The sequence below is a fragment of the Pseudomonas sp. 1 R 17 genome, assembly GCF_900067035.1.
Lineage (GTDB): Bacteria > Pseudomonadota > Gammaproteobacteria > Pseudomonadales > Pseudomonadaceae > Aquipseudomonas > Aquipseudomonas marginalis.
On the sequence record NZ_FKLB01000019.1, the window covers coordinates 20,681 to 46,040 of the forward strand.

23 protein-coding genes and 1 riboswitch are annotated in these 25,360 nt (G+C 61.8%); of the genes, 9 read left to right on the forward strand and 14 right to left on the reverse strand.

The window, feature by feature from the left end; all coding sequences use genetic code 11:
• Nucleotides 1–39 precede the first annotated feature (39 nt).
• Nucleotides 40–648, reverse strand: coding sequence for a YqiA/YcfP family alpha/beta fold hydrolase (locus BFP99_RS03250; RefSeq protein ID WP_065925639.1), 609 nt, complete (start codon nucleotides 646–648; stop codon nucleotides 40–42).
• Nucleotides 649–802: 154 nt separating this feature from the next.
• On the opposite strand from BFP99_RS03250, the gene BFP99_RS03255 reads away from it, so the two are divergent.
• From BFP99_RS03255 to BFP99_RS03265, 3 genes are all read left to right on the forward strand, one after another.
• Nucleotides 803–1,711: a LysR family transcriptional regulator gene (locus tag BFP99_RS03255; protein WP_065946707.1), complete on the forward strand. Its 909-nt coding sequence runs from the start codon at nucleotides 803–805 to the stop codon at nucleotides 1,709–1,711.
• A 218-nt stretch (nucleotides 1,712–1,929) separates the two neighbouring features.
• Nucleotides 1,930–3,246, forward strand: coding sequence for an MFS transporter (locus BFP99_RS03260; protein ID WP_065946613.1), 1,317 nt, complete (start codon nucleotides 1,930–1,932; stop codon nucleotides 3,244–3,246).
• A 75-nt stretch (nucleotides 3,247–3,321) separates the two neighbouring features.
• A complete protein-coding gene (locus BFP99_RS03265) occupies nucleotides 3,322–4,305 on the forward strand; it encodes a M14 family metallopeptidase (protein WP_065946614.1) in 984 nt (327 codons plus the stop codon).
• Nucleotides 4,306–4,316: 11 nt separating this feature from the next.
• Here the strand turns inward: BFP99_RS03265 and cpdA are convergent, their stop codons facing one another.
• From cpdA to BFP99_RS03280, 3 genes are all read right to left on the reverse strand, one after another.
• The gene (cpdA, locus tag BFP99_RS03270; RefSeq protein WP_065925642.1) at nucleotides 4,317–5,129 is read right to left on the reverse strand and encodes a 3',5'-cyclic-AMP phosphodiesterase; all 813 of its coding nucleotides are present in this window, start codon (nucleotides 5,127–5,129) and stop codon (nucleotides 4,317–4,319) included.
• A 97-nt stretch (nucleotides 5,130–5,226) separates the two neighbouring features.
• The gene (locus BFP99_RS03275) at nucleotides 5,227–5,676 is read right to left on the reverse strand and encodes a DUF1249 domain-containing protein (RefSeq protein ID WP_017526444.1); all 450 of its coding nucleotides are present in this window, start codon (nucleotides 5,674–5,676) and stop codon (nucleotides 5,227–5,229) included.
• On the reverse strand, nucleotides 5,667–6,284 hold the full coding sequence (locus BFP99_RS03280; protein WP_027604920.1) for an NUDIX domain-containing protein: 618 nt from the start codon (nucleotides 6,282–6,284) through the stop codon (nucleotides 5,667–5,669). Before BFP99_RS03280 ends, BFP99_RS03275 begins: the two co-directional genes overlap by 10 nt.
• A 193-nt stretch (nucleotides 6,285–6,477) precedes the next feature.
• On the opposite strand from BFP99_RS03280, the gene BFP99_RS03285 reads away from it, so the two are divergent.
• The gene (locus BFP99_RS03285; protein WP_027604921.1) at nucleotides 6,478–7,224 is read left to right on the forward strand and encodes an RsiV family protein; all 747 of its coding nucleotides are present in this window, start codon (nucleotides 6,478–6,480) and stop codon (nucleotides 7,222–7,224) included.
• Here BFP99_RS03285 and cytX read toward each other — a convergent pair.
• A complete protein-coding gene (gene cytX, locus BFP99_RS03290; protein WP_065946615.1) occupies nucleotides 7,193–8,470 on the reverse strand; it encodes a putative hydroxymethylpyrimidine transporter CytX in 1,278 nt (425 codons plus the stop codon). The two genes, BFP99_RS03285 and cytX, sit on opposite strands and share 32 nt — an antisense overlap.
• A gap of 96 nt (nucleotides 8,471–8,566) precedes the next feature.
• Nucleotides 8,567–10,471, reverse strand: a complete 1,905-nt coding sequence (thiC, locus tag BFP99_RS03295; RefSeq protein ID WP_065925644.1) for a phosphomethylpyrimidine synthase ThiC — start codon at nucleotides 10,469–10,471, stop codon at nucleotides 8,567–8,569.
• 149 nt (nucleotides 10,472–10,620) lie between these two features.
• Nucleotides 10,621–10,726, reverse strand: a riboswitch (TPP riboswitch).
• Nucleotides 10,727–10,922: 196 nt separating this feature from the next.
• On the opposite strand from thiC, the gene BFP99_RS03300 reads away from it, so the two are divergent.
• Nucleotides 10,923–12,362: a TolC family outer membrane protein gene (locus BFP99_RS03300; RefSeq protein ID WP_065946616.1), complete on the forward strand. Its 1,440-nt coding sequence runs from the start codon at nucleotides 10,923–10,925 to the stop codon at nucleotides 12,360–12,362.
• A gap of 61 nt (nucleotides 12,363–12,423) precedes the next feature.
• Here BFP99_RS03300 and waaA read toward each other — a convergent pair whose 3' ends face one another.
• The gene (gene waaA, locus BFP99_RS03305; protein ID WP_065925645.1) at nucleotides 12,424–13,701 is read right to left on the reverse strand and encodes a lipid IV(A) 3-deoxy-D-manno-octulosonic acid transferase; all 1,278 of its coding nucleotides are present in this window, start codon (nucleotides 13,699–13,701) and stop codon (nucleotides 12,424–12,426) included.
• A gap of 23 nt (nucleotides 13,702–13,724) precedes the next feature.
• Nucleotides 13,725–14,615, reverse strand: a complete 891-nt coding sequence (locus tag BFP99_RS03310; protein ID WP_065925646.1) for a LysR family transcriptional regulator — start codon at nucleotides 14,613–14,615, stop codon at nucleotides 13,725–13,727.
• Nucleotides 14,616–14,717: 102 nt separating this feature from the next.
• Between BFP99_RS03310 and BFP99_RS03315 the strand changes: the two genes are divergently transcribed.
• The 4 genes from BFP99_RS03315 (at nucleotide 14,718) to BFP99_RS03330 (ending at nucleotide 18,177) form a co-directional block, all read left to right on the forward strand.
• The gene (locus BFP99_RS03315) at nucleotides 14,718–15,053 is read left to right on the forward strand and encodes a DMT family transporter (protein ID WP_027604927.1); all 336 of its coding nucleotides are present in this window, start codon (nucleotides 14,718–14,720) and stop codon (nucleotides 15,051–15,053) included.
• Between the two features lie 135 nt (nucleotides 15,054–15,188).
• The gene (locus BFP99_RS03320) at nucleotides 15,189–16,358 is read left to right on the forward strand and encodes an NAD(P)/FAD-dependent oxidoreductase (protein ID WP_065925647.1); all 1,170 of its coding nucleotides are present in this window, start codon (nucleotides 15,189–15,191) and stop codon (nucleotides 16,356–16,358) included.
• The gene (locus BFP99_RS03325; protein WP_065946617.1) at nucleotides 16,355–17,167 is read left to right on the forward strand and encodes an aldo/keto reductase; all 813 of its coding nucleotides are present in this window, start codon (nucleotides 16,355–16,357) and stop codon (nucleotides 17,165–17,167) included. The genes BFP99_RS03320 and BFP99_RS03325 overlap by 4 nt, the downstream gene beginning before the upstream one ends.
• Before the next feature lie 41 nt (nucleotides 17,168–17,208).
• Complete coding sequence (locus BFP99_RS03330; protein WP_065925649.1) at nucleotides 17,209–18,177, forward strand: metal ABC transporter ATPase; 969 nt, start codon at nucleotides 17,209–17,211, stop codon at nucleotides 18,175–18,177.
• Nucleotides 18,178–18,303: 126 nt separating this feature from the next.
• Here BFP99_RS03330 and BFP99_RS03335 read toward each other — a convergent pair whose 3' ends face one another.
• The 6 genes from BFP99_RS03335 to BFP99_RS03360 all read right to left on the reverse strand — a co-directional run bounded on the left by BFP99_RS03335 (nucleotide 18,304) and on the right by BFP99_RS03360 (nucleotide 25,215).
• Entirely contained in the window at nucleotides 18,304–19,239 is a 936-nt protein-coding gene (locus BFP99_RS03335) for an NAD-dependent epimerase/dehydratase family protein (protein ID WP_065946618.1), read from the reverse strand.
• A complete protein-coding gene (gene hldE / locus BFP99_RS03340; RefSeq protein ID WP_065925651.1) occupies nucleotides 19,232–20,656 on the reverse strand; it encodes a bifunctional D-glycero-beta-D-manno-heptose-7-phosphate kinase/D-glycero-beta-D-manno-heptose 1-phosphate adenylyltransferase HldE in 1,425 nt (474 codons plus the stop codon). The genes BFP99_RS03335 and hldE overlap by 8 nt, the downstream gene beginning before the upstream one ends.
• 103 nt (nucleotides 20,657–20,759) lie before the next feature.
• Entirely contained in the window at nucleotides 20,760–21,368 is a 609-nt protein-coding gene (gene cysC / locus BFP99_RS03345) for an adenylyl-sulfate kinase (protein ID WP_065946619.1), read from the reverse strand.
• Nucleotides 21,361–22,065: a sulfotransferase family 2 domain-containing protein gene (locus tag BFP99_RS03350; protein WP_065925653.1), complete on the reverse strand. Its 705-nt coding sequence runs from the start codon at nucleotides 22,063–22,065 to the stop codon at nucleotides 21,361–21,363. The genes cysC and BFP99_RS03350 overlap by 8 nt, the downstream gene beginning before the upstream one ends.
• A gap of 153 nt (nucleotides 22,066–22,218) precedes the next feature.
• Nucleotides 22,219–24,027 (reverse strand): lipid A export permease/ATP-binding protein MsbA, encoded by a 1,809-nt coding sequence (msbA, locus tag BFP99_RS03355; RefSeq protein WP_065925654.1) that lies wholly within the window; start codon nucleotides 24,025–24,027, stop codon nucleotides 22,219–22,221.
• A 9-nt stretch (nucleotides 24,028–24,036) separates the two neighbouring features.
• Nucleotides 24,037–25,215: an O-antigen ligase family protein gene (locus BFP99_RS03360; protein WP_027604936.1), complete on the reverse strand. Its 1,179-nt coding sequence runs from the start codon at nucleotides 25,213–25,215 to the stop codon at nucleotides 24,037–24,039.
• Nucleotides 25,216–25,360 lie beyond the last annotated feature (145 nt).

Genomic DNA, 25,360 nt, shown 5'->3' on the forward strand with positions numbered 1-25,360 from the left:
GTCGTTCGATTAAAAAGTAACCTGCAATTTCCAAGGCAATTACAGTGCCGAGAAATCGAAGGATTGATACTGATCTGCGCCAATGCCGGCAAAACTCAACAATGCCGGTAATTGCCGGGCAAACCCCTGGTAACCATGGTCGCCACCGGCCTGGATGCGCAAGGCACAGGCCCGGTAATACTGCTGGGCGAGGCGATAATCCAGTGTTTCATCGCCGGTCTGCAACCACACCTGGTAACGCGCGGCGTCCTGGGGCGCCGGTACTTCCAGCTCGGCCAGCGCCGTGACATGGTCGTGGGTCAGTTCCCAGGTTTCATCGGTGTAGAGGTTCTTCTGGGTGCCCAGGTAACCGTCGAACATCCGATGGGGGCTGACCGCCGGGTTGACCAGGAGTGCCTTGAGGCCATGGCGCTCGGCAAGATGGGTTGCATAGTAGCCGCCGAGCGAGCTGCCGACCAGCAGCGGCCGCCCCAGCTGGGCAATGGCTTCCTCCAATTGAGGAATTGCCTGACGGGGATGGTGATGCAGGGCCGGCACGCGCAATTGATCAGCCAGGCCCAGGGTGTCCATCACGGTAACCAGCTGGCAGGCCTTGTTGGACGCGGGCGCACTGTTGAAACCGTGGATATACAGGATCGAAGCGGACATGCCGGGGCCTCGCTGGGGCTGCCAAAGAGGCGCAGTTTACAGGGAACAGGGGGCTTGTGGGTGCAGCCGATCGCCGCTGACGGTACTATCTGCGGCCCGGGAACCCGGATATATGGCCGGAGGCCAGTGGCCCGACTTCAAGCGGGGAAACACCATGCAACTTGAATGGCTTGAGGATTTTGTCGAACTGGCGCGCACTCGCAGCCTGTCGCGTGCCGCCGAAAATCGCTGTGTCACGCATCCAGCGTTCGGTCGACGTATCCGGGCGCTGGAAGAATGGGTCGGCACGCCATTGATCGAGCGCAAGCAACCCCTGTCACTGACACCCTGCGGCCTGCTGTTCCTTGATGCCGCCACTCAATCGCTGGAATTGCTGGGCACTGTCAGAGCGCAGTTCAAAAATGACACCCTCAGCCGCGACGAACCGGTGCGCATCGCCACCGGCCGGACCCTGGCCTGTGACTTTTTCCCCGATTGGTACGAGTCATTGCACCCGAAACTGGGCAGCTTTGCGGTGTCATTGCTCACCAGCGGTGCGCAAGAAGCGATCAGCCGGTTGTCCGCCGGCGAGGTTGATCTGCTGCTGAGTTTTTCCAGCCCGCTGACCCAGACGCTGTTGGACCCGGAGCATTTCGACTCCCGAGTACTGGCCAAGGAGGAACTGCTACCGGTCAGCGCCCCGAGCGCCCCTGGGCAGCCGCAACTGCAGATACTCGCCGACAGCAACGCCCTGCCCATCCCTTGGCTGGCCTTCTCACCCACTCTGACACTGCGCAGCGTACTGGCCCGGCATTTGGATCGACTGCCGCAGCGCCTGGCGCTGCGAATGGTTTACCAAGCGGACTCCTATGAAGCCATTCTGGAAATGGCCAAGCGTGGCCGGGGGCTGGCGTGGTTGCCGCGCATGGTCGTCAACGACGCGCTGGCATCGGGCGAGCTGCTGATGGCGGGGGGCGCCGAATTTTGCGTCAGTTTCGACGTTTCGCTGCATCGCCTGCGCGCCAACCGGAGCGAGATGGTGATGAGGATATGGACAGCCTTGACCCCCTCCACCACCCAGTAGCCGGATTTACGCGCTCTATCACCGCTGCCGGCAACAACCTGCCGGGTCGTGCCGAAACAGCTCAAATCTGTGCCGAAAGAGCAATTGCCGTTCTGCCGCCTTTGGTTCACTTTCATCCGGGCTTTCACCCATAACAATTAACGCCTTCGATGTCGCCAGGCCGCGCTGCGGTTCGGAGAGTCCGTAGGCCAACAGTGAAACAAACCCGGTGCACACTCATGACAACTCAATCATCCGCCTTATCATCGGCCCAAGCTCCCACCCGGCGCGGCCCATGGAAAGAGATCATCGCTGCCAGCGTCGGCAACGCGCTGGAGTTCTATGACTTACTGATCTATGGCTATTTTGCAGTCGTCATCGGCAAACAGTTTTTTCCGTCCGATAACGAAACCACCTCATTGCTGCTGGCCGTAGGCTCGTTCGGCATTTCCTTTTTGATGCGCCCGCTGGGCGCCATTGTGCTCGGTTCATACACCGACAGAGCCGGACGAAAGGCGTCATTGACGCTGTCGATCATGATCATGCTGGTCGGCACCGCAATGATTACGTTCGCCCCGACCTACGAGCAGATCGGCCTGGCGGCGCCGCTGCTGATCATCGTTGCCCGCATGCTCCAGGGGTTTTCCACGGGCGGCGAATTTGGCGCGGCGACCGCGTTCATGGTCGAACACGCCGACGCCGGGCGACGGGGTTTCTTTGCCAGCTGGCAATTGTCTACCCAGGGGCTGGCAACTGTGCTGGCGGCGGGTGTCAGTGCGATCCTCAGCTATGCGCTGTCGGATGTGCAGTTGAACGATTGGGGCTGGCGTGTAGCCTTCGGCTTCGGCCTGCTGATCGGGCCGGTAGGCTTTTACATTCGCAGACAAATCGATGAAACGCCGGACTTCAAGAAAAACGTAGCCAACGTAGCGGTCAAGACCCCACTGCGGGATGTCCTGATCAAAGGGCACGTCAGCCTGTTGCTGGCTATCGGCGTGGTGGCGGGCGCGACCGCATTCAATTACGTGCATAAGCTGTACATGCCGATCTACGCCTTTAAACAACTGAGCATCACCGCCACGTCGTCCTACCTGGGGGCCCTGATGACCGGCATTACGTTGATGCTCATGGCCCCGATTTTCGGTGGGCTTTCCGATCGCCACGGGCGATTCCGAGTGTTGACCATCGCCTTGTCGATTACCGGACTGTCGTCTTATCCGATGTTCCTGCTGCTCAATATCTTCCCCAGTTTCTCCACGCTGCTGGTCGTGCAAGCGCTTGTCGGCGTATTGATTGCGGCCTGCCTGGGGCCAATCCCGGCAATGCTTGCCGACATCTTCCCAACCAGCATTCGCGGTACTGGGCTGGCGCTGAGCTACAACTTTTCCGTGACCCTGTTTGGTGGTTTCGCCCCGTTGATCGTGACCTGGATGATCGAGGCAAGCGGCAGCAAACTGGCGCCGAGCTTTTATGTGATGGCAACCATTTTGATCAGCGTACTGGCGATCGCCTGCCTGGGCCGGCGCATGCGCAGCGCCCATCCCTGCGCCAGTTAAGGGCCGCGAGTCCCCCCTGCTTGTCGCGGCTCGCCCCCGCGACAAGGTACCCACCTTGAGCCCTCGGAGGCAGACATGAAAACCCTTGAGCAGGTTCGTGCATCACTGACACCGTACCCTGTGGAAGTCGAGTTCCCCGATCTCAGCCAATGGAAAGCCGGCAACTGCGGGATCGACTATGTCCACAGTTTTGACAGCGGCACGCCTGGGCCACATGTGCTGGTCATGGCACTGACCCATGGCAATGAAGTCAGCGGAGCAATCGCAGTAGACGCCTTGCTGCGCAGCGGCGTGCGCCCTCGCAAAGGCCGTTTGTCACTGGCGTTCGGCAATATCGAGGCCTATCACCGCTTCGACCCACACGACATTGACGCCACCCGTTTTGTCGACGAGGACATGAACCGTGTCTGGCTACCATCAACACTGGACGGCGAGCGAGACTCCGTGGAACTGCGTCGCGCACGTGAGCTGCGACCGCTGATCGACAGTGTCGACTTGCTGCTCGATATCCATTCGATGCACGAAGAATCCCCACCACTGATGATGTGTGGGGCCTGCGCCAAAGGCCTGAAATTCGCAAAATCGTTAGGCGTACCGGCAACCGTGGTGGTCGACGCCGGCCACGCCAATGGCCGGCGTATGCGTGACTATGGTGGGTTTGGCGATCCCGCCAGCCAAAAAAACGCACTGCTGATCGAGACCGGCCAACATTTTTCTAAAAAAAGCCAACACGTCGCCCTCGATATTGCCGCACGCTTCCTGATGGCGACTGATGCAGTCGCCGAGGCCGACGTCTTGAAGCTCCTGAGCCAGGAAAAGCCGGGGCCCCAGCAATGCCTGCAAGTCACTGAACCGGTGATCGCCCACGGCATGGACTTCCGTTTTACCGATGACTTCCGCGGCCTTGAGCGCATAGCCCAGGCTGGAACAGTGATCGCTCGGGACGACCGGCGCGAGATCGTCACACCCCATGACGACTGCGTGTTGATCCAGCCCTCGCTGCGGCAGTTGGGTCCAGGGGTTACGGTAGTGAGGCTGGCGAAGGTTCTGGATATTTAGCCGCCGAGACGTCAATAGCCGTCACTGCCGTAGTCCACCTGGAAGGCGAAGCCTTCGACCCGCTCCACCCCGGTCTCCAACCGTCCGTCGGCATACAGGCGCAACCAACGATAACCCGGCGCTTGCTCGCTGACCTTGAAATCCTCGCTGCCCGGCGCGAACTGGATGCAGGTGGACGGCGAAGCCAGCAGGCGCACGCCGTTGCGCTCGCGGTCGATCTCCTGGTGCACGTGGCCCCAGAGCACTGCCCTCACCTGCGGAAAACGGTCCAGCACGGCAAACAACGCATCGGGGTTGCGCAAGCCGATAGGTTCCATCCACGCACAGCCGATGGGCACCGGGTGATGGTGGAAACACACCAGATGATGGCGGTTCGGGGCTTCGCTCAAGGCTTGAGCCAGCAATTGCAGCTGCGAATCCTGCAGGTAGCCCGGCACCGAGCCCGGCACGGCGGAGTCGAGCAGGGTGATACGCCAGTTGCCGACGTCCACTACGGGCTCCAGCAGGTCACTGTGCGCGGCGGCGTGCACCATAATCTGCGGTTCGTCGTGATTACCGGGAATCCAGCGCGCCGGGGCCTTGATCTGCTGAGTCAGGTCACGAAATGCCTGGTAAGACGCCAGCGTACCGTCCTGGGACAAGTCCCCCGTGGCCACTACCAGGTCGATGTGCGGCTGTTGCTGGCGCACCAATCCAATCACCCGCTGCAGGCTCTCACGGGTGTTCATGCCCAACAGCAGGCTGTCGGCCTCGGCAAACAGGTGGCTGTCGGACAGCTGCACCAGCAGCGCAGCATCGGGGTTCAAGGTGGATACGCTCGGCAAGGCGCTCTCCCAAGGCAATCACAGGAATATAGAGTTGGAGCGATTATGCTGGGGCAGGACGCAAAGAGGAAACCCAGGAAGCAGACGCAGTTCACATCTACCGCACGACTTCGAACTCGTGGCCCAGGGCCAGGCAGTGGCTCAACCATTCACCGAGGAACACATTGAGCTGTGCTTTCTCATCGGGCTGGTGCATGAACACATTCGGGTAAGGATAAATGCTGCGAAAGCGCCGCGCATGTTCGGCGCTGATCACTTCGGCCATCCGCGCATCGTGGTACACCTGCACTTCCAGCTGCGGCACCGGCAGCCACGGCAGGCTGTGTTCCTGGCGCACCCGCAGGGTGGTGGTGTACGGGCAATTGACGATGACTTCCAGGGCCAGCACGCCCAGCATCTGGTCGCCATGGGTCACGCCGATGCGGCGCGCCTCCGGGGTGTGGCGCATGTCGGGCAACAGACGCATCAGCCGCGCATAGTTGGCCTCGCAGGCGGCTTGCAGCCCGATCAGGTCGACTCGATAACGTTCCCGTGCCTTTACTGCCATAACCCCCTCACTTCCGCGCGATTAAGCGCAAGCCATTGCAGGGCGATAATGCTGGCTGCGTTGGAAATCCTGCCGTCGCGCACGGCTTGCAGGGCGTCTTCAAAAGCCCAGACCGTGACGCGGATGTCTTCTGCCTCTTCTTCCAGTCCATGGACACCACCGGCCCCCGAGCTGTCGCAGCGACCCAGGTACAAGTGGACAAATTCGGTACTGCCACCGGGCGACGGGAAATACTTGGTGATCGGCCACAGTGCGGAGAACGTCAGCCCAGCTTCCTCCTCGGCCTCGCGGTGTGCAACCTCCTCCGGCTGCTCATCCCTGTCGATCAGGCCGGCGACCATCTCGATCAACCATGGATTGTCGGTACGGCCCATGGCACCCACGCGAAACTGCTCGTTGAGCACCACTTCATCACGCTGCGGATCGTAGGGCAGAACACACACGGCGTCGTGACGGACGAAGACTTCGCGATTGATCACTCGGCTCATGCCGCCAGCGAATTTTTCGTGGCGCAATTGCACGCGATCGAGCTGGTAGAAGCCCTTGTAGGCATTGTCGCGCTGAACAATCTCGATCGTGCTCGGCGTCGATTTCGCAATGTCTGTCATACCCTTCCTCATCATGTCCGGTGCAATTCGCGCCATCCTAACGCGCTCGTGCCCCTTGGTGCAGCCCCTTTGCGGTTGCCGGGCCAGACGGAGGAGGTCAAACTCACGCTCAATCAGCTTAGTGGCGAACTGACTGCCTTGCTGGTAGTCGAAGCTGCACAATTTCGCTCTTATCGATAGACGAAGGACATCCATGTCGCTTTTAAAAATCGCCTCCGTGGCCTGCATCGCCCTGACCCTCGGCGCCTGCCAAAGCCTGTTCCAACCCAGCTATCGCACACCGCTGGAAGCCACCCGCGACGCCAGCGAGCAGAGCAAGCCGGGCTGCGCCGCCAGCGATTGCCCGCTGGTGAATATCGACACCGTGCACTTTGCCAAGGAACCCAAGCTGGATGCCTTGATCGAACAACGCCTGCTGGAAATGACCCGTACCAACGCGGGCGACCCGCTGCCGTCGAGCCTGGAGTCCTATCGCGAGCAATTCCTCGGCACCGCCGCCCCACGCAACAGCATGTACTTGCAGGCCAAGGTACGGGAGCAGCATGACGGTTTGGTAATCATCGAGCTGTCCAGCTACCTGGACCAGGGCGCCACCCACGGCGAGCCTGGCCGCGCGTTCATCAACTATTCGCGTCAGCAGCAAAAGGCCCTGTGGCTGAGCGATATGCTGCTGCCAGGCAAGGAAGACGCGTTCTGGAAAGCCGCCCAGGTGGCCCACAACAGCTGGCTGATCAGCACCCGCCTGAGCCTGGAACCGGAGTTCGTGAAAACCTACCCGTTCCAGAAAACCCCGAACGTGGCGCTGACCTACGGGGGCGTGATCCTCAAGTACCCCACCAGCACCATCGCGCCGTACGCCCTGGGCCATGTCGAGTTGCAGATCCCCTACTCGCGCCTGGAAGGCATCCTCAAGCCTGAGCTGGTGCCCGCGCGCCGCTGAAGGCCCGTCCCAGGATGAACTGCAACAACCCTGCCAGCACCAGCGCCGGCAGGGTTGCCCCGATGTCCGGGTACAGGTTGGCCAACAGATGATACGTGCCGATGCCACCCAGCCAGGCCACCAGTGCCGGCCAACGCAGGCTGGCGAACGTGCCATGAGCACGACGGCGCAGGATGAAATGATCCACCAGCACCACGCCGAACAACGGCGCAAACACTGAGCCGATCAGCAACAGGAAGTTCTGGTATTGCGCCAACGGGGCAAAACAGGCGATCAGGGTGCAGATCACACCAATGGCCAGGGCCAGGTGCTCGACCTTCACGCGCAACAGCATCCCACTGGACACCGCCGCCGAGTGAATATCGGCAAAGGCGTTTTCCGACTCGTCCAACAGGATCAGCAACAGCGGAATCCCCAGGCCAGCCCCGGCCAGCGCCAGCAACAGCGCATTCACTTCACCACTGGGCGCAAACGCCAGGGTGTAGGCCACGCCCAGGCTCATCAGCCAGAAATTGCCGATAAAGAAGCCCAGCGCCGTGCCGCCAAACACACTCTTGGCGCGCTTGCCGAAGCGTGAGTAATCGGCAATCAGCGGCAACCACGACAGCGGCATGGCGATGGCGATATCAAAGCCGACGGCAAAGGGCATCGAACCGTCACCGGCCCGAGCCCGGAGTGCGCCGAGGTCAGCCTTGGCGAACAGGTTCCAGGTCAGCCACAGGCAGGCCGCCAGCAGCAGCCAGATCCCCCATTTGCGCAGGATCTGGCGTACGAACGTCAATGGCCCGCTGACCGCCAGCAAGGTCGCCAAACCACCGAAGAACAGTGTCCACAGCAACGGGCTGGCCAACAGGCTGCCGTCGCTGAACGTGCGTGCGCCCAACAGGCTGGCGGCATCGCGCATCACAATGATCTCGAACGAGCCCCAGCCAATCAGTTGCAACAGGTTCAGCAACGCCGGCAGGCTCGCACCTTTGGCCCCGAGGCTGAGCTTGAGGGTGGCCATGGCGGACAGCCCGGTGTCGCTGCCGATCACACCGACGGCAGCCAGCAACAGCACGCCGACCAGGGTGCCGAGGAAAATCGCCAGCAAGGAACCGGACAAGCCCAGGCCCGGCGCGAGCAAGGCACCGGTCTGCAGGACCATCAGGCCGATGCCAAGGGAAAACCACAGGGAGAACAGGTCGCGGGCGCCGAAGACACGCTTGTCGGAGGTGACCGCGATGTCAGGGGAATAAGTGTTCAAATCAGAAGTCTCAAGAGAACATGGTTACGAGCCGCAAGCCGCAAGAAAAAGCAGATTCAGCTTTTAACTTGTAGCTTGCCGCTTGCCGCTTGCCGCTTAAACTTTCTTGTACAACTGACTGCCTTCCTGCTTGAACCGCTCCGCCTGCTCCGCCAAGCCCTTGGCCACGTCCACATCCACCGCGTCAATGCGCTGGTTGGCCGCGTACTCGCGCACTTCCTGGGTGATTTTCATCGAGCAGAACTTCGGCCCGCACATGGAGCAGAAGTGCGCGACCTTGGCCGAGTCCTTCGGCAGGGTTTCGTCGTGGTACGAACGCGCGGTGTCCGGGTCCAGGCCGAGGTTGAACTGGTCTTCCCAGCGGAACTCGAAGCGTGCCTTGCTCAAGGCGTTATCGCGGATCTGCGCGCCCGGATGCCCCTTGGCCAAGTCCGCCGCATGGGCGGCGATCTTGTAGGTGATGATCCCGGTCTTCACGTCATCCTTGTTCGGCAGGCCCAGGTGTTCCTTGGGCGTGACGTAGCAGAGCATGGCGCAACCGAACCAGCCGATCATCGCCGCACCGATGCCGGAGGTGATGTGGTCATAGCCCGGCGCGATGTCAGTGGTCAGTGGGCCGAGGGTGTAGAACGGCGCTTCGTCGCAGCATTCGAGCTGCTTGTCCATGTTCTCCTTGATCAACTGCATCGGCACGTGGCCGGGGCCTTCGATCATGGTTTGCACGTCGTGCTTCCAGGCGATCTTGGTCAGCTCGCCAAGGGTTTCCAGTTCGCCGAACTGCGCGGCGTCGTTGGCGTCGGCAATCGAGCCTGGGCGCAGGCCGTCGCCGAGGGAGAAGCTGACGTCATAGGCCTTCATGATTTCGCAGATTTCGTCGAAATGCGTGTAGGTGAAGTTCTCTTTGTGGTGCGCCAGGCACCACTTGGCCATGATCGAACCGCCACGGGACACGATGCCGGTGACGCGCTTGGCGGTCAGCGGCACGTAGCGCAGCAGCACGCCCGCATGGATGGTGAAGTAATCGACGCCCTGCTCGGCCTGTTCGATCAGGGTGTCGCGGAACAGCTCCCAGGTCAGGTCTTCGGCCGCGCCGCCGACTTTTTCCAGGGCCTGGTAGATCGGCACGGTACCGATCGGCACCGGCGAGTTGCGGATGATCCACTCACGGGTTTCGTGGATGTGCTTGCCGGTGGACAGGTCCATCACGGTGTCCGAGCCCCAGCGAATGCCCCAGGTGAGTTTCGCCACTTCTTCTTCGATGGACGAACCCAGGGCGCTGTTGCCGATGTTGCCGTTGATCTTCACCAGGAAGTTACGGCCGATGATCATCGGTTCCAGTTCGGTGTGGTTGATGTTGGCCGGGATGATTGCGCGGCCACGGGCGATTTCTTCACGCACGAATTCAGGGGTGATGATTTTCGGCACGCTGGCGCCGAAGCTGTGGCCGGCGTGTTGCTGGTCGAGCAGGCCACTGGCACGGGCCTCTTCCAGCTTCATGTTTTCGCGGATGGCGACGTATTCCATCTCCGCAGTAATGATGCCTTTGCGCGCGTAGTGCATCTGCGTGACGTTGGCCCCGGCCTTGGCGCGGCGCGGGTTTTTCACGTGGGCGAAACGCAGCGCAGTCAGCTCCGCGTCGCTCAGGCGCTGTTGGCCAAAGTGCGAACTCAAGCCCGACAGGCGCTCGGTGTCGCCACGCGCTTCGATCCACGGCGAGCGCACATCGCCCAGGCCTTTGCGCACATCGATGATCACATTCGGGTCGGTGTACGGGCCGGAGGTGTCGTAGACCACCACGGGCGCATTGATTTCGCCGCCGAAGTCGGTGGGGGTCACGTCCAGGCTGACTTCGCGCATGGGTACGCGAATGTCCGGGCGAGTGCCCTGCACGTAGATTTTTTGCGAGCGGGTAAACGGCTGCACGGAGCCGGAGTCGACCTTGGCCGATTCACTCAAATGCACGGTGTTTTTCAGTTTTGTACTTTTTATTTCTGTGCTCATCACGGGCTCTCCAACTATCCAGGCGGTGGATTTTTTGTCGGAGCGAACCTGTGACGGACGGATGCACTGAAACCAGTGCTGTGCTTGGTGCACGAGGGTTGTTCGAAGGTCGAACAACATCCCGGACGAAGCACAAGAGGACTCGCCGGGGGACGAGAAATCTTGTTCCCTACGCAGGCGTTAACCTGATCAGGTTCAACGGGATCCGGTATTTACCGATCTCAGCCTTCCAACAAGGCACCCCGACAAGAACTCGGCCAGTCTAGACCATGCCGTGGGCAAATTGCCAATAGCGGTGCATTCAGCGTGATGAATGGCGTGATTGCGGGATTGTTGCGCCGAGTCAGCGCCACTACACTCGATTGCCGCCACAATGCTTGACGCCAGGAATGGCCCGTCTTAGCCTTGGGCGTTAAATTATCGCCGTAATATTCACACTAGGGATCGCCTCATGCTGCGCAAACTCTCACTGGCTCTCGCCGTGTCTTGTGCGACCAACGGAATGGTCTGGGCAGCTGAAGCGCCCTTGTCCGCCAAAACTGACCTGGTCAGCGTCTATCAGGAAGCGGTGGATAACAACGCCGACCTCGCTGCCGCCCGCGCCCAATACGGCGCGCAGAAAGAAGTCGTGCCCCAGGCCCGCGCGGGGTTGCTGCCGAACCTGTCGGGCGGTGCCGACATCAATAACGTGCGCACCCAGATCGACACACCCGCCGCCACGGCCAACCGCGACGCCCACTCCTGGCGCGCGACCCTGAGCCAGCCGCTGTTCCGCGCCGATCGCTGGTTCCAACTGCAAGCCGCCGAAGCCACCAACGAACAGGCGGCGCTGCAACTCTCGGCCACCGAACAGAACCTGATCCTGCAAAGCGCCGAGAGCTACTTCGCCGTGCTGCGCGCCCAGGACAACCTGGCCTCGACCAAGGCCGAGGAAAATGCCTTCAAGCACCAGCTGGATCAATCCAACGAGCGCTTCGACGTGGGCCTGTCGGACAAGACCGATGTGCTGCAATCCCAGGCCAGCTATGACACTGCACGGGCCAACCGGATCCTGGCCCAGCGCCAGGTGGACGATGCCTTTGAAGCGCTGATTACCCTGACCAACCGCCAGTACAACTCGATCCAGGGCATTGTCCACACGCTGCCGGTGTTGCCACCGCTGCCCAACGACGCCAAGGCCTGGGTCGAGACCGCCGGTCGCCAGAACCTGAACCTGCTGGCCAGCAACTACGCCGTCACGGCCGCCGAAGAAACCCTCAAGCAGCGCAAGGCCGGCCACGCGCCGACCCTGGACGCCGTCGCACAGTATGAAAAAGGTGACAACGACGCCCTTGGCTTCAGCAACCCGAATGCCTTCGGCACGCCGTACCGTGGCGATGTGGAGCAGCGCACCATCGGCCTGCGCCTGAACATCCCGATCTACAGCGGCGGCCTGACCAGCTCGCAGGTGCGGGAGTCGTATTCGCGCCTGGGCCAGACCGAGCAGCAACGCGAAGGCCTGCGTCGCCAGGTGGTGGAAAACACGCGCAACCTGCACCGCGCAGTAAACACCGATGTGGAACAGGTCCAGGCGCGCCGCCAGTCGATCATCTCCAACCAGAGCGCAGTGGAAGCCACGGAAATCGGTTACCAGGTGGGTACGCGCAATATCGTCGACGTGCTGGACTCACAGCGCCAGCTCTACGCGTCGGTGCGCAACTACAACAACAGCCGCTACGACTACATCCTCGACAACCTGCGCTTGAAACAGGCGGCGGGCACCTTGAACCCAGGGGACCTGCAGGACCTGACGCGCTACCTCAAGGCCGACTACAACCCGGATCGCGACTTCCTGCCGCCGGACCTGGCCAAGGCCGCCGCCGAGCAGCTCAAGGCCCGCCCGGGCTACTGAGCACACCACAAAACCAATGTGGGAGGGTTCTACACCCTCCCACATTGGTAACGGTGTTAAGTCAGTGAGCTATCAGTCTATCCAAACCATCCAGCAAGCGCTTAAGCGCCCCCTGATTAGCCTGCATCACCTTGAGCCCCGCCTGCGCCATGCGGCGTGCATCCTGCGGCAGTTCGAACAGCTGGCGTACGGCCTCGGCCAGCCCTTCTGCGTCCTCCACCTCTCGCAACGCCCCCGCTTCGCGCATCATCGCGGTGATTTCGAGGAAGTTGAACACATGGGGGCCCATGATCACCGGCTTGGCCAGCGCCGCCGGTTCCAGCGGGTTGTGCCCGCCGGTCGCGACCAGGCTGCCGCCGACAAAGGCGCTGTCGGCCAGGGCATAGAGAAACAACAGCTCGCCCATGGTATCGCCGAGCAGTACCGAGGTTTGCGCGGTCACCGGCTCGCCGCTGGAGCGACGCACCGTGGCAAACCCTTGTTGCGCACACAACTCGAACATCGGGCCGAAGCGCTCCTGATGACGCGGCACCAGGATCAGCAGCGCGTTGGGATAGCTCTCGAGCAGTTGCCGGTGGGCCGCCAGCACCACGTCATCTTCGCCTTCGTGGGTACTGGCAGCGATCCACACCGGGCGCTCAGCGGCGCCCCATTGCTCGCGCAGGACGGCGGCACGCAGCGGCAGCTCGGGGTCGATGGTCAGGTCGAACTTGATCGAGCCGGTGACTTCGACGGTTTCCGGGCGTGCGCCCAGGCTTAGGAAACGCTGGGCCTCAGTCTCGGTCTGTACCGCGAACAGGCTCATTTCCGATAGCATCGGCGCCGTCAGCCTGGCAAAACGCGCATAGCCCTTGGCCGAACGCGCCGACAGCCGCGCATTGGCCAAGGCCACCGGAATACCGCGCCGGGCGCAGGCGTGGATATGGTTGGGCCACAACTCGGTCTCCATGATCACCGCCAGCCGGGGCTGTACACGATCGAGAAAACGCTTGGCTGCACAGGGCAAATCGTAAGGCAGGTAGCAATGCTGGATGCGCGGCTCGTTGGCGAACAACGCCTGGATGCGCTCGGAACCGGTGGGCGTCATGCAGGTGACGGTGACCGGCAGCTGTGGATAACGCGCCAACAAGCCGCGGATCATCGGCGCCGCGGCAATGCTTTCGCCCACCGACACCGCATGCACCCAGATCCCGCCCGGCTGCATCGCCGGCAAGCCATAGGAAAACCGCTCGCCGACGCGCCGGGCATAGGCCGGCGCCTTGCGTGCACGCAACCAGAGACGTAAGGCCACCAACGGCAGCGCCAGGTAAAACAGACAGCTGTAGAGAGTTCTATTCATGGCGTCGGAGTTTATCGGCTTTTTCAGTCGATCGCCTGCAAGCACTCGGCAAAACGTTTGGCGAGAAAGCGCGCGGCGGGGCCCAGGTGCTCGTCGCGCCGCCAGACCAGCTCCACCACCAGGGCCGGTGGCGTCCATTCGCTGTCCAATTCCACCATCTGCTGCTGATAGGTCGGGTATTGCACGATATGCCGTGGCAGCCACGCCCAGCCCAGGCCGCTCATCAGCCATTCGGCCAGTACGTAGAAACTGTCGGCACGCCACACCAGCGGGCTGGCCGCTTCGCTGCCGGGGTAGACACTGGTCTGGGTCGACATCAACAACTGGCGAAACTGGGCCAGGTGCTGGCACGTCACGTAGGGCTCCTTGGCCAACGGGTGGTTCACGCCGCACACCGTGACCATCTCCACGCTGCCTACCACCCGCCGCTCCAAGGCTTCGGGGATCTGGTCGTGATAGAACAGCAGGCCCAGGTCGGCCTGGCGCTCCACCAACTTGCGCGCCACATCGCCCTGGGCGGCGCTGGACAGTTGTACTTCCAGCAACGGGTATCGCCCCGCCAATGCCTCAAGGCTGTCGAGTACCGGCTGGAACAACATCGCTTCATCCTGGGCCAGGCGCAGGCAGGCTTCTTCACCGCGGGTCAGTGACAGTGCCCGGCCATTGAGGCGCTCACATTGGCGCAGCACTTCGCGGGCCTCCTCCAGCAACACACTGCCGGCTTCGGTGAGGCTGGGCTGGCGGCCGCTGCTACGCTCGAACAGGCTCACGCCAAGGTCGGTCTCCAGCATCGCAATCGCGTTGCTGACTGCCGATTGCGCCTTGCGCTGCCCGCGCGCCACCGCTGAAAACGAACGCTGCTCGGCGACGCTGACAAACAAACGCATCTGCTCCAGGTTCCATTGCATGCTCACCCCACAACCCATCTTAATTTCGGATAGGTAATGACTTTACCCCATCTGATAAAACTCTAGAATGCCGGCCTTATCAGATTGCTTTACACCGAGGACTCACCCATGAACGCCGCCTACTGCTACCTGGCTATTGCCATCTGCTCGGAAGTGATCGCTACCGTTTCCATGAAAGCCATCAAGGGCTGGAGTACTCCCATCCCGCTGTTGCTGGTGATCGTCGGCTACGGCGTGGCGTTCTGGATGCTGACCCTGGTGGTGCGTACCGTGCCCGTCGGCGTGGCCTATGCGGTATGGGCCGGGATGGGCATCGTGATGGTGAGCATTGCCGCGCTGTTTATCTATGGGCAGAAGCTCGATGTGCCGGCGATGCTGGGGATGGGCCTGATTGTGCTGGGCGTGGTGGTCATCCAGCTGTTCTCGAAAACTGCAGGGCATTAAAAGCAGCAGTAAGTTGCGAGCGACAAGCGGCAAGAAAGAGCGCCGCGAATCGCTTCTAACTTGCCGCTTGCAGCCGATAACTTGTCGCTGCGCGCTATACTGCACGCCCTTTTCTATCCACGAGGTCTCGCGCGCATGCCTATTTCCACCGACGTCCTGATTGTCGGCGCCGGAGTTGCCGGCCTCTGGCTGAATGCGCGCCTACGCCGCCAGGGGTTTTCCACGGTGCTGGTGGAAAACGCCACATTAGGTGGCGGGCAAAGCGTGAAATCCCAGGGGATTATCCACGGCGGTGCCAAATACGCCCTGCACGGCGCCCTCACCGGCGCCTCCGAAGCGATTGCCGATATGCCGCGCCGCTGGCGTGAAGCCCTGGCCGGTGACGGCGAGCTGGACCTGTCCGGCGTGCGTGTGCTCTCGCAAGCCCATTACCTGTGGTCCCCAGGCACGATCGCCGGCAACCTCACCAGCTTTTTTGCCAGCAAAGCCGTGCGCGGCCGTGTCGATCAGGTCAAGGGCGACGACCTGCCGCCAGCCCTGCAAGACCGTGGCTTCAAGGGCAAGGTCTATCGCCTGGCCGAACTGGTGGTGGACGTACCCAGCGTGATCGAACGCCTGGCGCAACTGGCCGGTGACGGCTTGCTCGCCGGGCAGCATATCGCCCCCCTTTACGAAGGCGACACCTTGGTGGGCTTGAACGTCGATGGCCGCGAAATCCGCGCCCAGCGCATCGTCCTGAGCGCCGGTGGCGGTACCGCCGAACTGCTCGCCGCCCTGGGCCTGAGCCAGCCGGCCATGCAGAAACGCCCGCTGCATATGATCATCGCCAAGGGCCCAGGCCTGAAGCCGCTGTACGCCCACTGCCTGGGCGGCGGTACCAAACCGCGCATCACTGTCACCACGCACCCGGCTGCCGATGGCAATTGGGTGTGGTACATGGGCGGCGACATTGCCGAGGCCGACGGCGTGGCACGCACACCCGAAGAACAGATCGCCACCGCCCGGAAAGAGTTGGCGCACCTGCTGCCCTGGATCGATATGAGCCAGACCCACTGGGCCACGCTACGGGTCGATCGCGCAGAACCCCTGCAATCGGGCCTGAGCCGGCCTGACAACGCCTTCGTCGCCGAAGAGGGCCGTCTGCTGGTGGGCTGGCCGACCAAGCTGGCGCTGGCGCCGGATTTCGCCGATCGCGTGATCAACAGCCTCGAACGCGACGGCATCCGCCCAAGCGCATCGGAGCCTTTGCCCGACCTGCCAAAACCCGCCATCGGCGTACCAGCCTGGGAGCAACTGTTGCCATGAGCCTGCCGACCCTGCACGACCTGCACCGCCCCTTGGGCAGCACCGGCCTGCTGGTGTCGCCGCTCGGCCTCGGCACCGTCAAGCTGGGCCGCGACCAGGGTGTGAAGTATCCCAGCGGCTTCACCATTCCCGATGACGACGAAGCACGGATGTTGCTGCGCCAGGCCCGCCAGCTGGGCATCAACCTGATCGATACCGCACCCGCCTACGGGCGTAGCGAAGAACGCCTGGGGCCACTGCTGCGCGGCCAGCGCCAGGACTGGGTGATTGTCAGCAAGGTCGGCGAAGAGTTCGAAGAAGGCCTGTCCCGCCATGATTTCAGCGCTGCCCATACACGGATGTCGATCGAACGCAGCTTGAAACGACTTGAAACGGATTTTATCGATCTGGTGCTGGTGCACTCCGATGGCAACGACCTGCACATCCTCAACGACTGTGAGGTGTACCAGACCCTCGCGCAGCTGAAACAAGAGGGCAAGATTCGCGGTTTCGGTTTCTCCGGCAAAACCGTCGAAGGTGGCGTGAAGGCTCTGGAACAAGGTGATTGCGCGATGGTCACCTACAATCTGAACGAACAGGCGGAAAAAGCCGTCATTGAGTATGCGGCGGCCCATGGCAAGGGCATCCTGGTCAAAAAGGCGCTGGCCAGCGGCCACGTCTGCCTGGAACCGGGAATGGATCCAATACACGCCAGTTTCATGCTGTTGTTTGCGCAAACGGGCGTCGCCAGTGCTATTGTCGGGACCATCAATCCGCTGCACCTGGCCCATAACGTGGCGACCGCTGCCAAGGTCATTCGTCAACTCTGATGCCGCCGACGCGGCCGACCCCGTCGCAAGAAGGAGCCGACATGCCGCGAACGCTCATAAGAAAAAACCCCAGCAACTTCAAGACACTGCCCCTGCACGTCGAAGCCACCCCCGAAGGCCTGATCTACCAGGGCGTGGGTATGCCGCTCAACTTCGCCCAGACCCTGCAACGGCGCAAGCCGGTAGAGGTGCCGGATGCCGAACGCTTCGCCCTGGAACTGGCCAACCTCGGCGTATCGGTGCGCCTGACCCTGCACTGGCAAAACAAGGATTACTGGGTGTTGGTGCGCCAGCGTCGCCAGGACCGTGGCGATGTGGTGCTCAAGCTGATCTCCGGCTACGTGCCCGCCCATGAACTGAACCTGCCGCTGCACACCGCCATCCAGGAGATTGCCGAGGAATGCCTGTTGGAGACCCCGGAAGGCTGGCTCGGCGGGCGCTTCAACGACACCTGGTTGCCTGCCCCCTACTCCGCCGCGCTGCATTACCGTGAAGCCTTGCCGTTTCGCTTGAGCCCTTTGTCAGGGGCCGCACGCCCGGTACGTTGCGCAACCACCCAACTGATCGAGCGCCCGCGGGCCTATGTGCATGTGCCGACCGCGTCGCTGCAACTGATTTATGACTTGCGCCTGGAAGTGCCGAAGGAAGCCAAATCCCTGAGCCTGTTCCATGTAGATGAGCGGCTTGAAGGCGACCAACTGGTGGCACGCCTGGACCGCCAGCGCCCGGACCTGTACCTGATGCCACTGAAAGACGGCCAACCGCTCGCCGAGCTCTACACCGTCAAGAAAGACCAGCTCTACCCCGCCAGCACCCGCGGTCTATACCTGGCGGAAAGCTTCGCCCAGCAGGAAGGTTGGCTGGTGCGCGACGAGCGCATTCGCTGGAAGGATTGGCTTCGCCAGCAAGGCCTGGCAGAGCCTGAGAAAGAATCGAAATTGAAGCGCCTGACCGGCAAGGCACGCCAGATGCTGCGCAAGATCGTGCCAAATAAAAAAACCAGCCGCTGAGGGCTGGCTTCGATAACTGTAGGAGCGAGCTTGCTCGCGAAAAACTCAAGGGCGCCGCTTTTAATCAGGATACCCGCGTTATCGTTGACGAGCTTCGCGAGCAAGCTCGCTCCTACAGGTGAACAGTCAGCCTCTGAGCAACCGCGCCAGGCCAACCGTCAGCGGGGTCGGCTCAGGTAGCTTGAAGCTGGCCAGCAAACGCTGGTTATTCGCCCGCGAATGCCGAATGTCTCCCGAGCGTGCCGGGCCGTAAGTCACGGCAGGCAACGTACCAATGGCCTCTTCCAGTGCCTGCAGCACCTGCTTGAGGGTAGTCGTGCGGTTCCAGCCGACGTTGATCGCCCCCAACGGCGCGTCCGGGGCTTCGATGGCCTGCACCAGCACGTCCACCAGGTCTTCCACGTACATGAAGTCGCGGGTCTGCTCGCCATCGCCGAACACGGCAATCGGCAGGCCTTGCTGAGCCCGTTCGCTGAAGATGCTGATCACGCCGGAGTACGGCGATGACGGATCCTGGCGCGGGCCGAAGATATTGAAGAAGCGGAAAATCACCGGCTCCAGGCCATGCTGGCGCCGGTAGAAGTCGAAGTAATGCTCGCCGGCCAACTTGTCCGAGGCATAGGGCGTCAACGGCGCCTTGGTGGTCTCTTCGTCAATGGAAGCGCCCTCGCCGTTGTTGCCATACACCGCCGCGCTGGAAGCGAATACCACCCGCTTCACACCGGCTTTGCGCATGGCTTCGCAGACATTCAGGGTACCGACGAAATTGCTCTGGTGCGTGCTGACCGGGTCATCCACCGAAGCCTGCACCGAAGCTACCGCCGCCAGGTGCACCACCGCCGTCGCGCCGACAGCGGCACGCGCCACCAGCCCGGCATCGGCGACATCCCCCTCGAGCAGCTCGACGCGCGGGTTGTCCAGCGGCAGGTTGCTGCGTTTGCCCGTGGACAGGTTATCCAGCACTCGCACTGCGTAGCCCTTGGCAAGCAGCGCGTCGACCAGGTGCGAGCCAATGAAGCCCGCGCCACCGGTGATCAGGACCAACGGATCAGCCTTACTCATTGTTGCGGATCTTCTCGACAATGGCGGTGGTCGAGCTGTTCTCAACCAGGCCCAGCACTTTGACCTTGCCGCCGTAGGCACTGACGATGTCGGCACCGACCACCTGGTCGACGGAGTAGTCGCCGCCCTTGACCAGCACGTCCGGCTTGACCTGGGCCAGCAGGTTTTCCGGGGTGGCTTCAGGGAAGCTGATCACCCAATCCACCGCGCCCAACCCGGCCAATACCGCCATGCGTCGGTCGACGCTGTTGATCGGACGGCCAGGGCCTTTCAGGCGGCTGACCGACGCGTCATCGTTGACCGCGACGATCAGCCGATCACCTTGGGCGCGAGCCTGCTCCAGGTAGGTCACATGGCCGGCGTGCAGGATGTCGAAACAGCCATTGGTGAACACAATGCTTTCGTTGTGGGCACGGGCATCGTCAATCGCCAGCAGCAATTGCTCGATGCTCAGCACACCACGTTCCGAACCTTCGGAGCGCTGGATCGCACGGCGCAGTTCAGGCGCGCTGATCGCGGCCGTCCCCAGCTTGCCGACTACAATGCCCGCCGCCAGGTTGGCCAGGGCCACGGCGTGGGGCAACTCTTCGCCGGCCGCAATGGAGGCCGCCAGGGTGGAAATCACGGTGTCACCGGCACCGGTGACGTCAAACACTTCACGGGCACGCGCCGGCAGGTGCATCGCCGGGTGACCGGGACGCAGCAGGGTCATGCCGTGCTCGCCACGGGTCACCAGCAAGGCGCCGAGGTCAAGGTCGGCCATGAGTGCCGCGCCTTTGCTCACCAGGTCGTGCTCATCGGCGCAACCGCCGACGATGGCTTCGAACTCGCTGAGGTTCGGTGTGATCAGGCTGGCACCTCGATAAATCGAGAAGTCCTTGCCCTTGGGATCGGCCAGTACCGGAATGTTCCGCGCCTTGGCGGCCTGGATCAGTTCCTGATGGTTCTTCAGGGCGCCTTTGCCGTAGTCGGACAACACCAGCACCTTGATACCTTCGAGCAACGCGTCGACCTGGCCACTGAGAGCCAGGGCGTCGGTGGCGAAGGGTTCTTCGAAATCGATACGCAGCAATTGCTGGTGACGGCTCATCACCCTCAGCTTGACGATGGTCGGCTGATGGGCAATGCGCTGGAACAGCGCGCGCACGCCGGCGCCGCGCAGGCTGTTGGCCAGGCTGTCGGCGGCTTCGTCGTCGCCGGTCACACCGACCAGGGAGGCCGGGGCGCCGAGGGCGGCAATATTGAGGGCAACGTTGGCAGCGCCACCTGGACGGTCTTCGATTTGCTCGACCTTGACTACCGGTACCGGCGCCTCAGGGGAAATCCGTGAGGTACCGCCATGCCAGTAACGGTCGAGCATGACATCGCCGACCACCAAGACAGGGGCTTGATCGAATCGCGGCATGGACAACTTCATGGAGCAACCCACATACAAAATGAACAGGGGCGCGATATTAGCACAGGGTGAGCGCCGCCTAGTTCGAGAGCTTTATCCGCGATGCATCAGGCACTGAAACTGATCATTTTTTAAACAGTGCCACCAGGATCTGCTCCACGGCTTCGGCCAACTCGACCTCATCGGTATTGATTTCGCAGTCGGCGGCAAGCGGTGCCTCATAGGGGCTGTCCAACCCGGTGAAGGCCTTGATGCGCCCCTCCAGTGCGGCGCGGTACAAGCCCTTGGGATCGCGCCGGGCACATACGTCAAAGGGCGTGCTGACATAAATCTCAAAGAACTGCTCCGGCCCGAACAGCGCCCTGGCCCGCGCCCGATCGACGCTGAACGGCGAGATCGCCGACACAATGACAATCAAGCCGGCGTCCACCATCAGGCGCGCCACTTCGCCGATACGCCGGATATTTTCCTTGCGCGCCGCATCGCTCATGCCCAGGTCATTGCACAGCCCCGCGCGCAAGTTATCGCCATCAAGCACGAAGGTGTGCCGCCCCTGCTCGTTGAGTTGCACCTCCAAGGCATTGGCCAGGGTCGACTTGCCGGACCCGGACAGCCCCGTCAGCCATACGCAGCAGGGCTGCTGATGCTTGAGTGCCGCCCGTGCGGCCACGGACAGCGATAGGGAAAAGGGACGGATGGCAGCGCCACCGCCGGTCAGCAACTGGCTATTCATAACCCAACACCTCGTAGTCACGTTGATAGGCACGCCTGACCAATCGGCGCGTGCGCGAGGAGCAAAAGTCCCTGACCGCCTCGTGGCGACGCCCCAGGGAAACATTCAGATGTGGCAGGGATGAGTCCACGCCGAGGCGTTCGCACAGGTGCAGGAAGTCTTGCTGCAAAGACTCCTGGCGCCCGAGGAAGTCCATGGCCATCTGGCCCATGTGATCGACCAGGAAGTCGGTCTGGGGAGCAAAGTGCAATTGACGTCGCAGGTTATCCGGGTGCAGCCAGCCGGCAATGAAATGGTCGAAGTCGCGGTAGCTGGAAACGAGCGACTGGGCTTGCAGGTCGCGAGCGCCCATAGGGTTGCCGCGCAAGTAGGTATAGGCCGAGTAAGCGCGCTCCAGCGGGTCGCGTACGAAAGCGAATTTGAAGCTGCGCTCGCAGTGTTGGGGAAATTGCTGCTCATACCAGTAATACGGCAGATGCCCCGGCCAGCGCCCCTCGAGAAGTGCCGAGCACACGCTGCTGCCGGCGCATTTGGGCACATGGATAAACACGCACTGGTGTCGTTCGAAAGCCGGGTTAAGCGTTGCTACCCCAGACAGGGATTTGTTCACCGCCTGGCGATCCACCACCGACAAACGCCCCAGCAGAAACACCCTCTGGTGTTTGGGAAGCAGCTTCCACAGTAGACGTTGCAACATTCCAATACCCACGCAAGAAGGTTAGCCCTCTCGTTCGTCATTCGAATCGAGAAGGCCAACATAACAAACGACAAGCGCTGGATTATTTGGCTTTGGTCAAGCCCTGTAACGGGCCTGATACAAACACCGGGGCGCATTGCGCGCCCCGGCTGGTCAGGTGATGTTTGCCGTGGCCGGCTCGTCCAGCCCCATGGCGTGCAGGCGCGAGTAATAGCCGCCCATGGCCAGCAGTTCGAGATGTGTCCCGCGCTCGACAATTTCGCCGTGATCCATCACCAGAATCAGGTCGGCTTTCTCGATGGTGGACAAACGGTGCGCAATCACCAGGGTGGTGCGACCTTTCATGACCTTGTCCAGTGCTGCCTGGATATGCCGCTCGGACTCGGTATCCAGGGCCGAAGTGGCCTCATCGAGGATCAGCAGCGGGGCATTTTTCAGCAGGGCCCGGGCGATCGCCAGGCGCTGACGTTGACCACCGGAAAGCAGCACGCCATTTTCACCGACTTCGGTGTCCAGGCCTTTTGGCAGCTCGGAGATGAAGTCCATGGCGTAGGCGTCGGCGGCGGCTTTCTCGATGTCGGCACGGGGTGCATCGGCCAGGTCGCCGTAGGCGATGTTGTTGGCCACGGTGTCGTTGAACAAGGTCACATGCTGGGTCACCTGGGCCACGTGACGACGCAGGTTACGCAGGCGGTAGTCTTCGATCTCGACCTCGTCCAGCAGGATTTCCCCGGTTTCATGATGGTAGAAACGCGGGATCAGGCTGGCCAGGGTCGACTTGCCGCTGCCCGAGCGGCCGACCAGGGCGATCATCTGCCCAGGGGCTGCGCTGAAGCTGATGTTCTTGAGCACCTCACGCTCCGTACCCGGGTAGGTGAAACTCAGGTTGCGCACGTCCAGGCGACCGCTGACGCGATCACGCTCCACAGTGCCGCTGTCGACTTCGGGTTCTTCATCCAGTTGTTCGAAGATGCTCTCGGCACCGGCCACGCCTTTCTGGATCGTCGAGCTGACTTCCGACAGCTGGCGAATCGGCTTGGGCAGCAGGCCCGCCGCAGTAATGTAGGCCACCAGGTCACCCGCCGTGGCTTCACCGCGCAACAGCAGCACCAGGAACATCAACGCGGCCATGGCCGTGTAGATCACCAGTTGCAGCATCGGCGTATAGACCGCACCGGTCTTGTTCATGCGCAGCTGCTTGTCGGTATTGCCCTGGCTGGCGGCGGCAAAGCGACGCTCCTCGTAGCTTTCGCCACCGAAGCTGCGTACCACGCGGTAACCCTGGATGGTTTCCGAAGCGACGTGCGTCACATCGCCCATTGCCACCTGGATCTTCTTGCTCTGCTTGCGGAATTTCTTGCTGGTGCTGCCGACCATGATCGCGATCAGCGGCAGGATCGCCAGCATCACGAGGGTCAGCTTCCAGTTCATCCACAGCAGGTAGCCGAACAGGAACACCACCGTCAGGCCTTCGCGGATCACCACCTTGATTGCATCGGTAGCCGCACCGGTGACCATGGTCACGTTGAAGGTGATACGGGAAATCAGGTGCCCGGAGTTGTGGGTATCGAAATAGCGGTTAGGCAACACCAGCAGCTTGTTGAACAACTGGACCCGCAGGTCATGCACCAGCCCCAGGGAAACCTTGGCCAGGTAGTAGTTGCCCAGGAACGACCCCAGCCCCTGCCACGCGGCGATCAGGATGATCAGCAGCGGCACGGCCATCAGCAACTTCAGGTCCTTGAACAACGGGATATTGGGCAGGAACACCACATCGGGGTTGCTCAAGCCATCGACGAAGTACTTGAGAATCCCGGCGAGCATTGGCTGGGTCGAAGCGAAGATCACGAAGCCCACGATACTCAGCAGGAACATGCCGAGGTACGGTTTCACATAGCCCAGCAGCCGGAAATAGATTTTCAGGCTGGATTCCTGGTCCGCTTTGGGCGGTGCGTCACTCATGTGTCGAGCTCACTGATTGGGTAGGACGCGAACTTTATCACACGCGTCGGGTTTGGCCCGAGCCCAGACCAAAACACTGGCCAGGGCAATCGGCAGCCAGGAGATAAACCACTCGGCCCGCGGCGTGCCGGTCAGGCTGGCGGCATCGAATTGCATGGCCAGGAACGAAAACACCCACATGCCGATGATGCCCTTGCCATAGAGCGTGTCGCGGGCCTTCCAGGCCTGCCACAGCACCCCGAACCACAGGCCGCACCACAGCAGCAGGCCGGGCAGGCCCAACTCGATGCTCACGTGGGTGAACAGGTTGTGGGAGTGATCGAAAAAGAGGTTATCGGCAAATACCTTGTAGTCCCCGCCCAGCCCCAGGCCGGTCCACGGGCGCTCGCTGATCATCTGCACGGCGGCCATGAAGATCTGCGGACGGTAAGACACACCCCGGGCCAGCACCAGGGACTGCATGGCGAAGAACACCGCCAGCGCCGCGATGACCGCACCAATGGCAATCACCGTGCTACGGCGGTCACGGCACCAGGCCGGCATTGCCACGACAGTCAGCAACAACGCCAGTGCGGCGCCGCGGCTTTGACTCAACACCACGAACAACCCAAGCAACGCGATGGACACTGCCCATGCCACCTGCATCCAGCGACCGCGCGGCAGCCAGTGCAGCAACCACACGGCGGCCAGGCCGATCACATAGGCACCCAGGATCGGATGGCTCAACTGGCCCAGGCCTTCGAGACGCGCATACCAGTCGTTATGCTCAAAGCCATAGAATTTGATGATCGCCAGGAGCGACGACAGGGCCAGGCCGAAACCACCCCATTGCATCACGCGGATCACCTGCTCGGTCCGGCCACAGGCGAGTACCGGGAAAAACAGCAGGAACACGCCGATGTACAGCAGACGCTTGGCTTCGCGCGAAGGGTCCTCGGCATTGGTCCACGTCAGGCTGATCGCCCCCCAAGCTGCCAGCAACCCGACCATCACGCAGAGCCAGCGCTGTTCGCGCCAGACCTCCATGAGACGCTCACGGGCCGACCAGGCAAACACCATCGCCGGCAACCACAGGAACAGCGTCAAACCCTGTTGATAAATCTTATTGGTCGGGGCAAAAGCAATCGCCAGCAAAAACCAAAGTAACCCGAAAATCATCCATACCTGCGCCCAACGACTTGCTTGCATCACCCGCTCCTGAATACGTTCAACCCGCCAACCCGGCATGGTTAAAACCCAAAACTTTCGGCATTATTACCGATCACTGTGCCCGCGACTCCCACAAGGCTTTCCGACGATGCAATGTTCAAGGCTTTCCCAAGCCGATTTAACC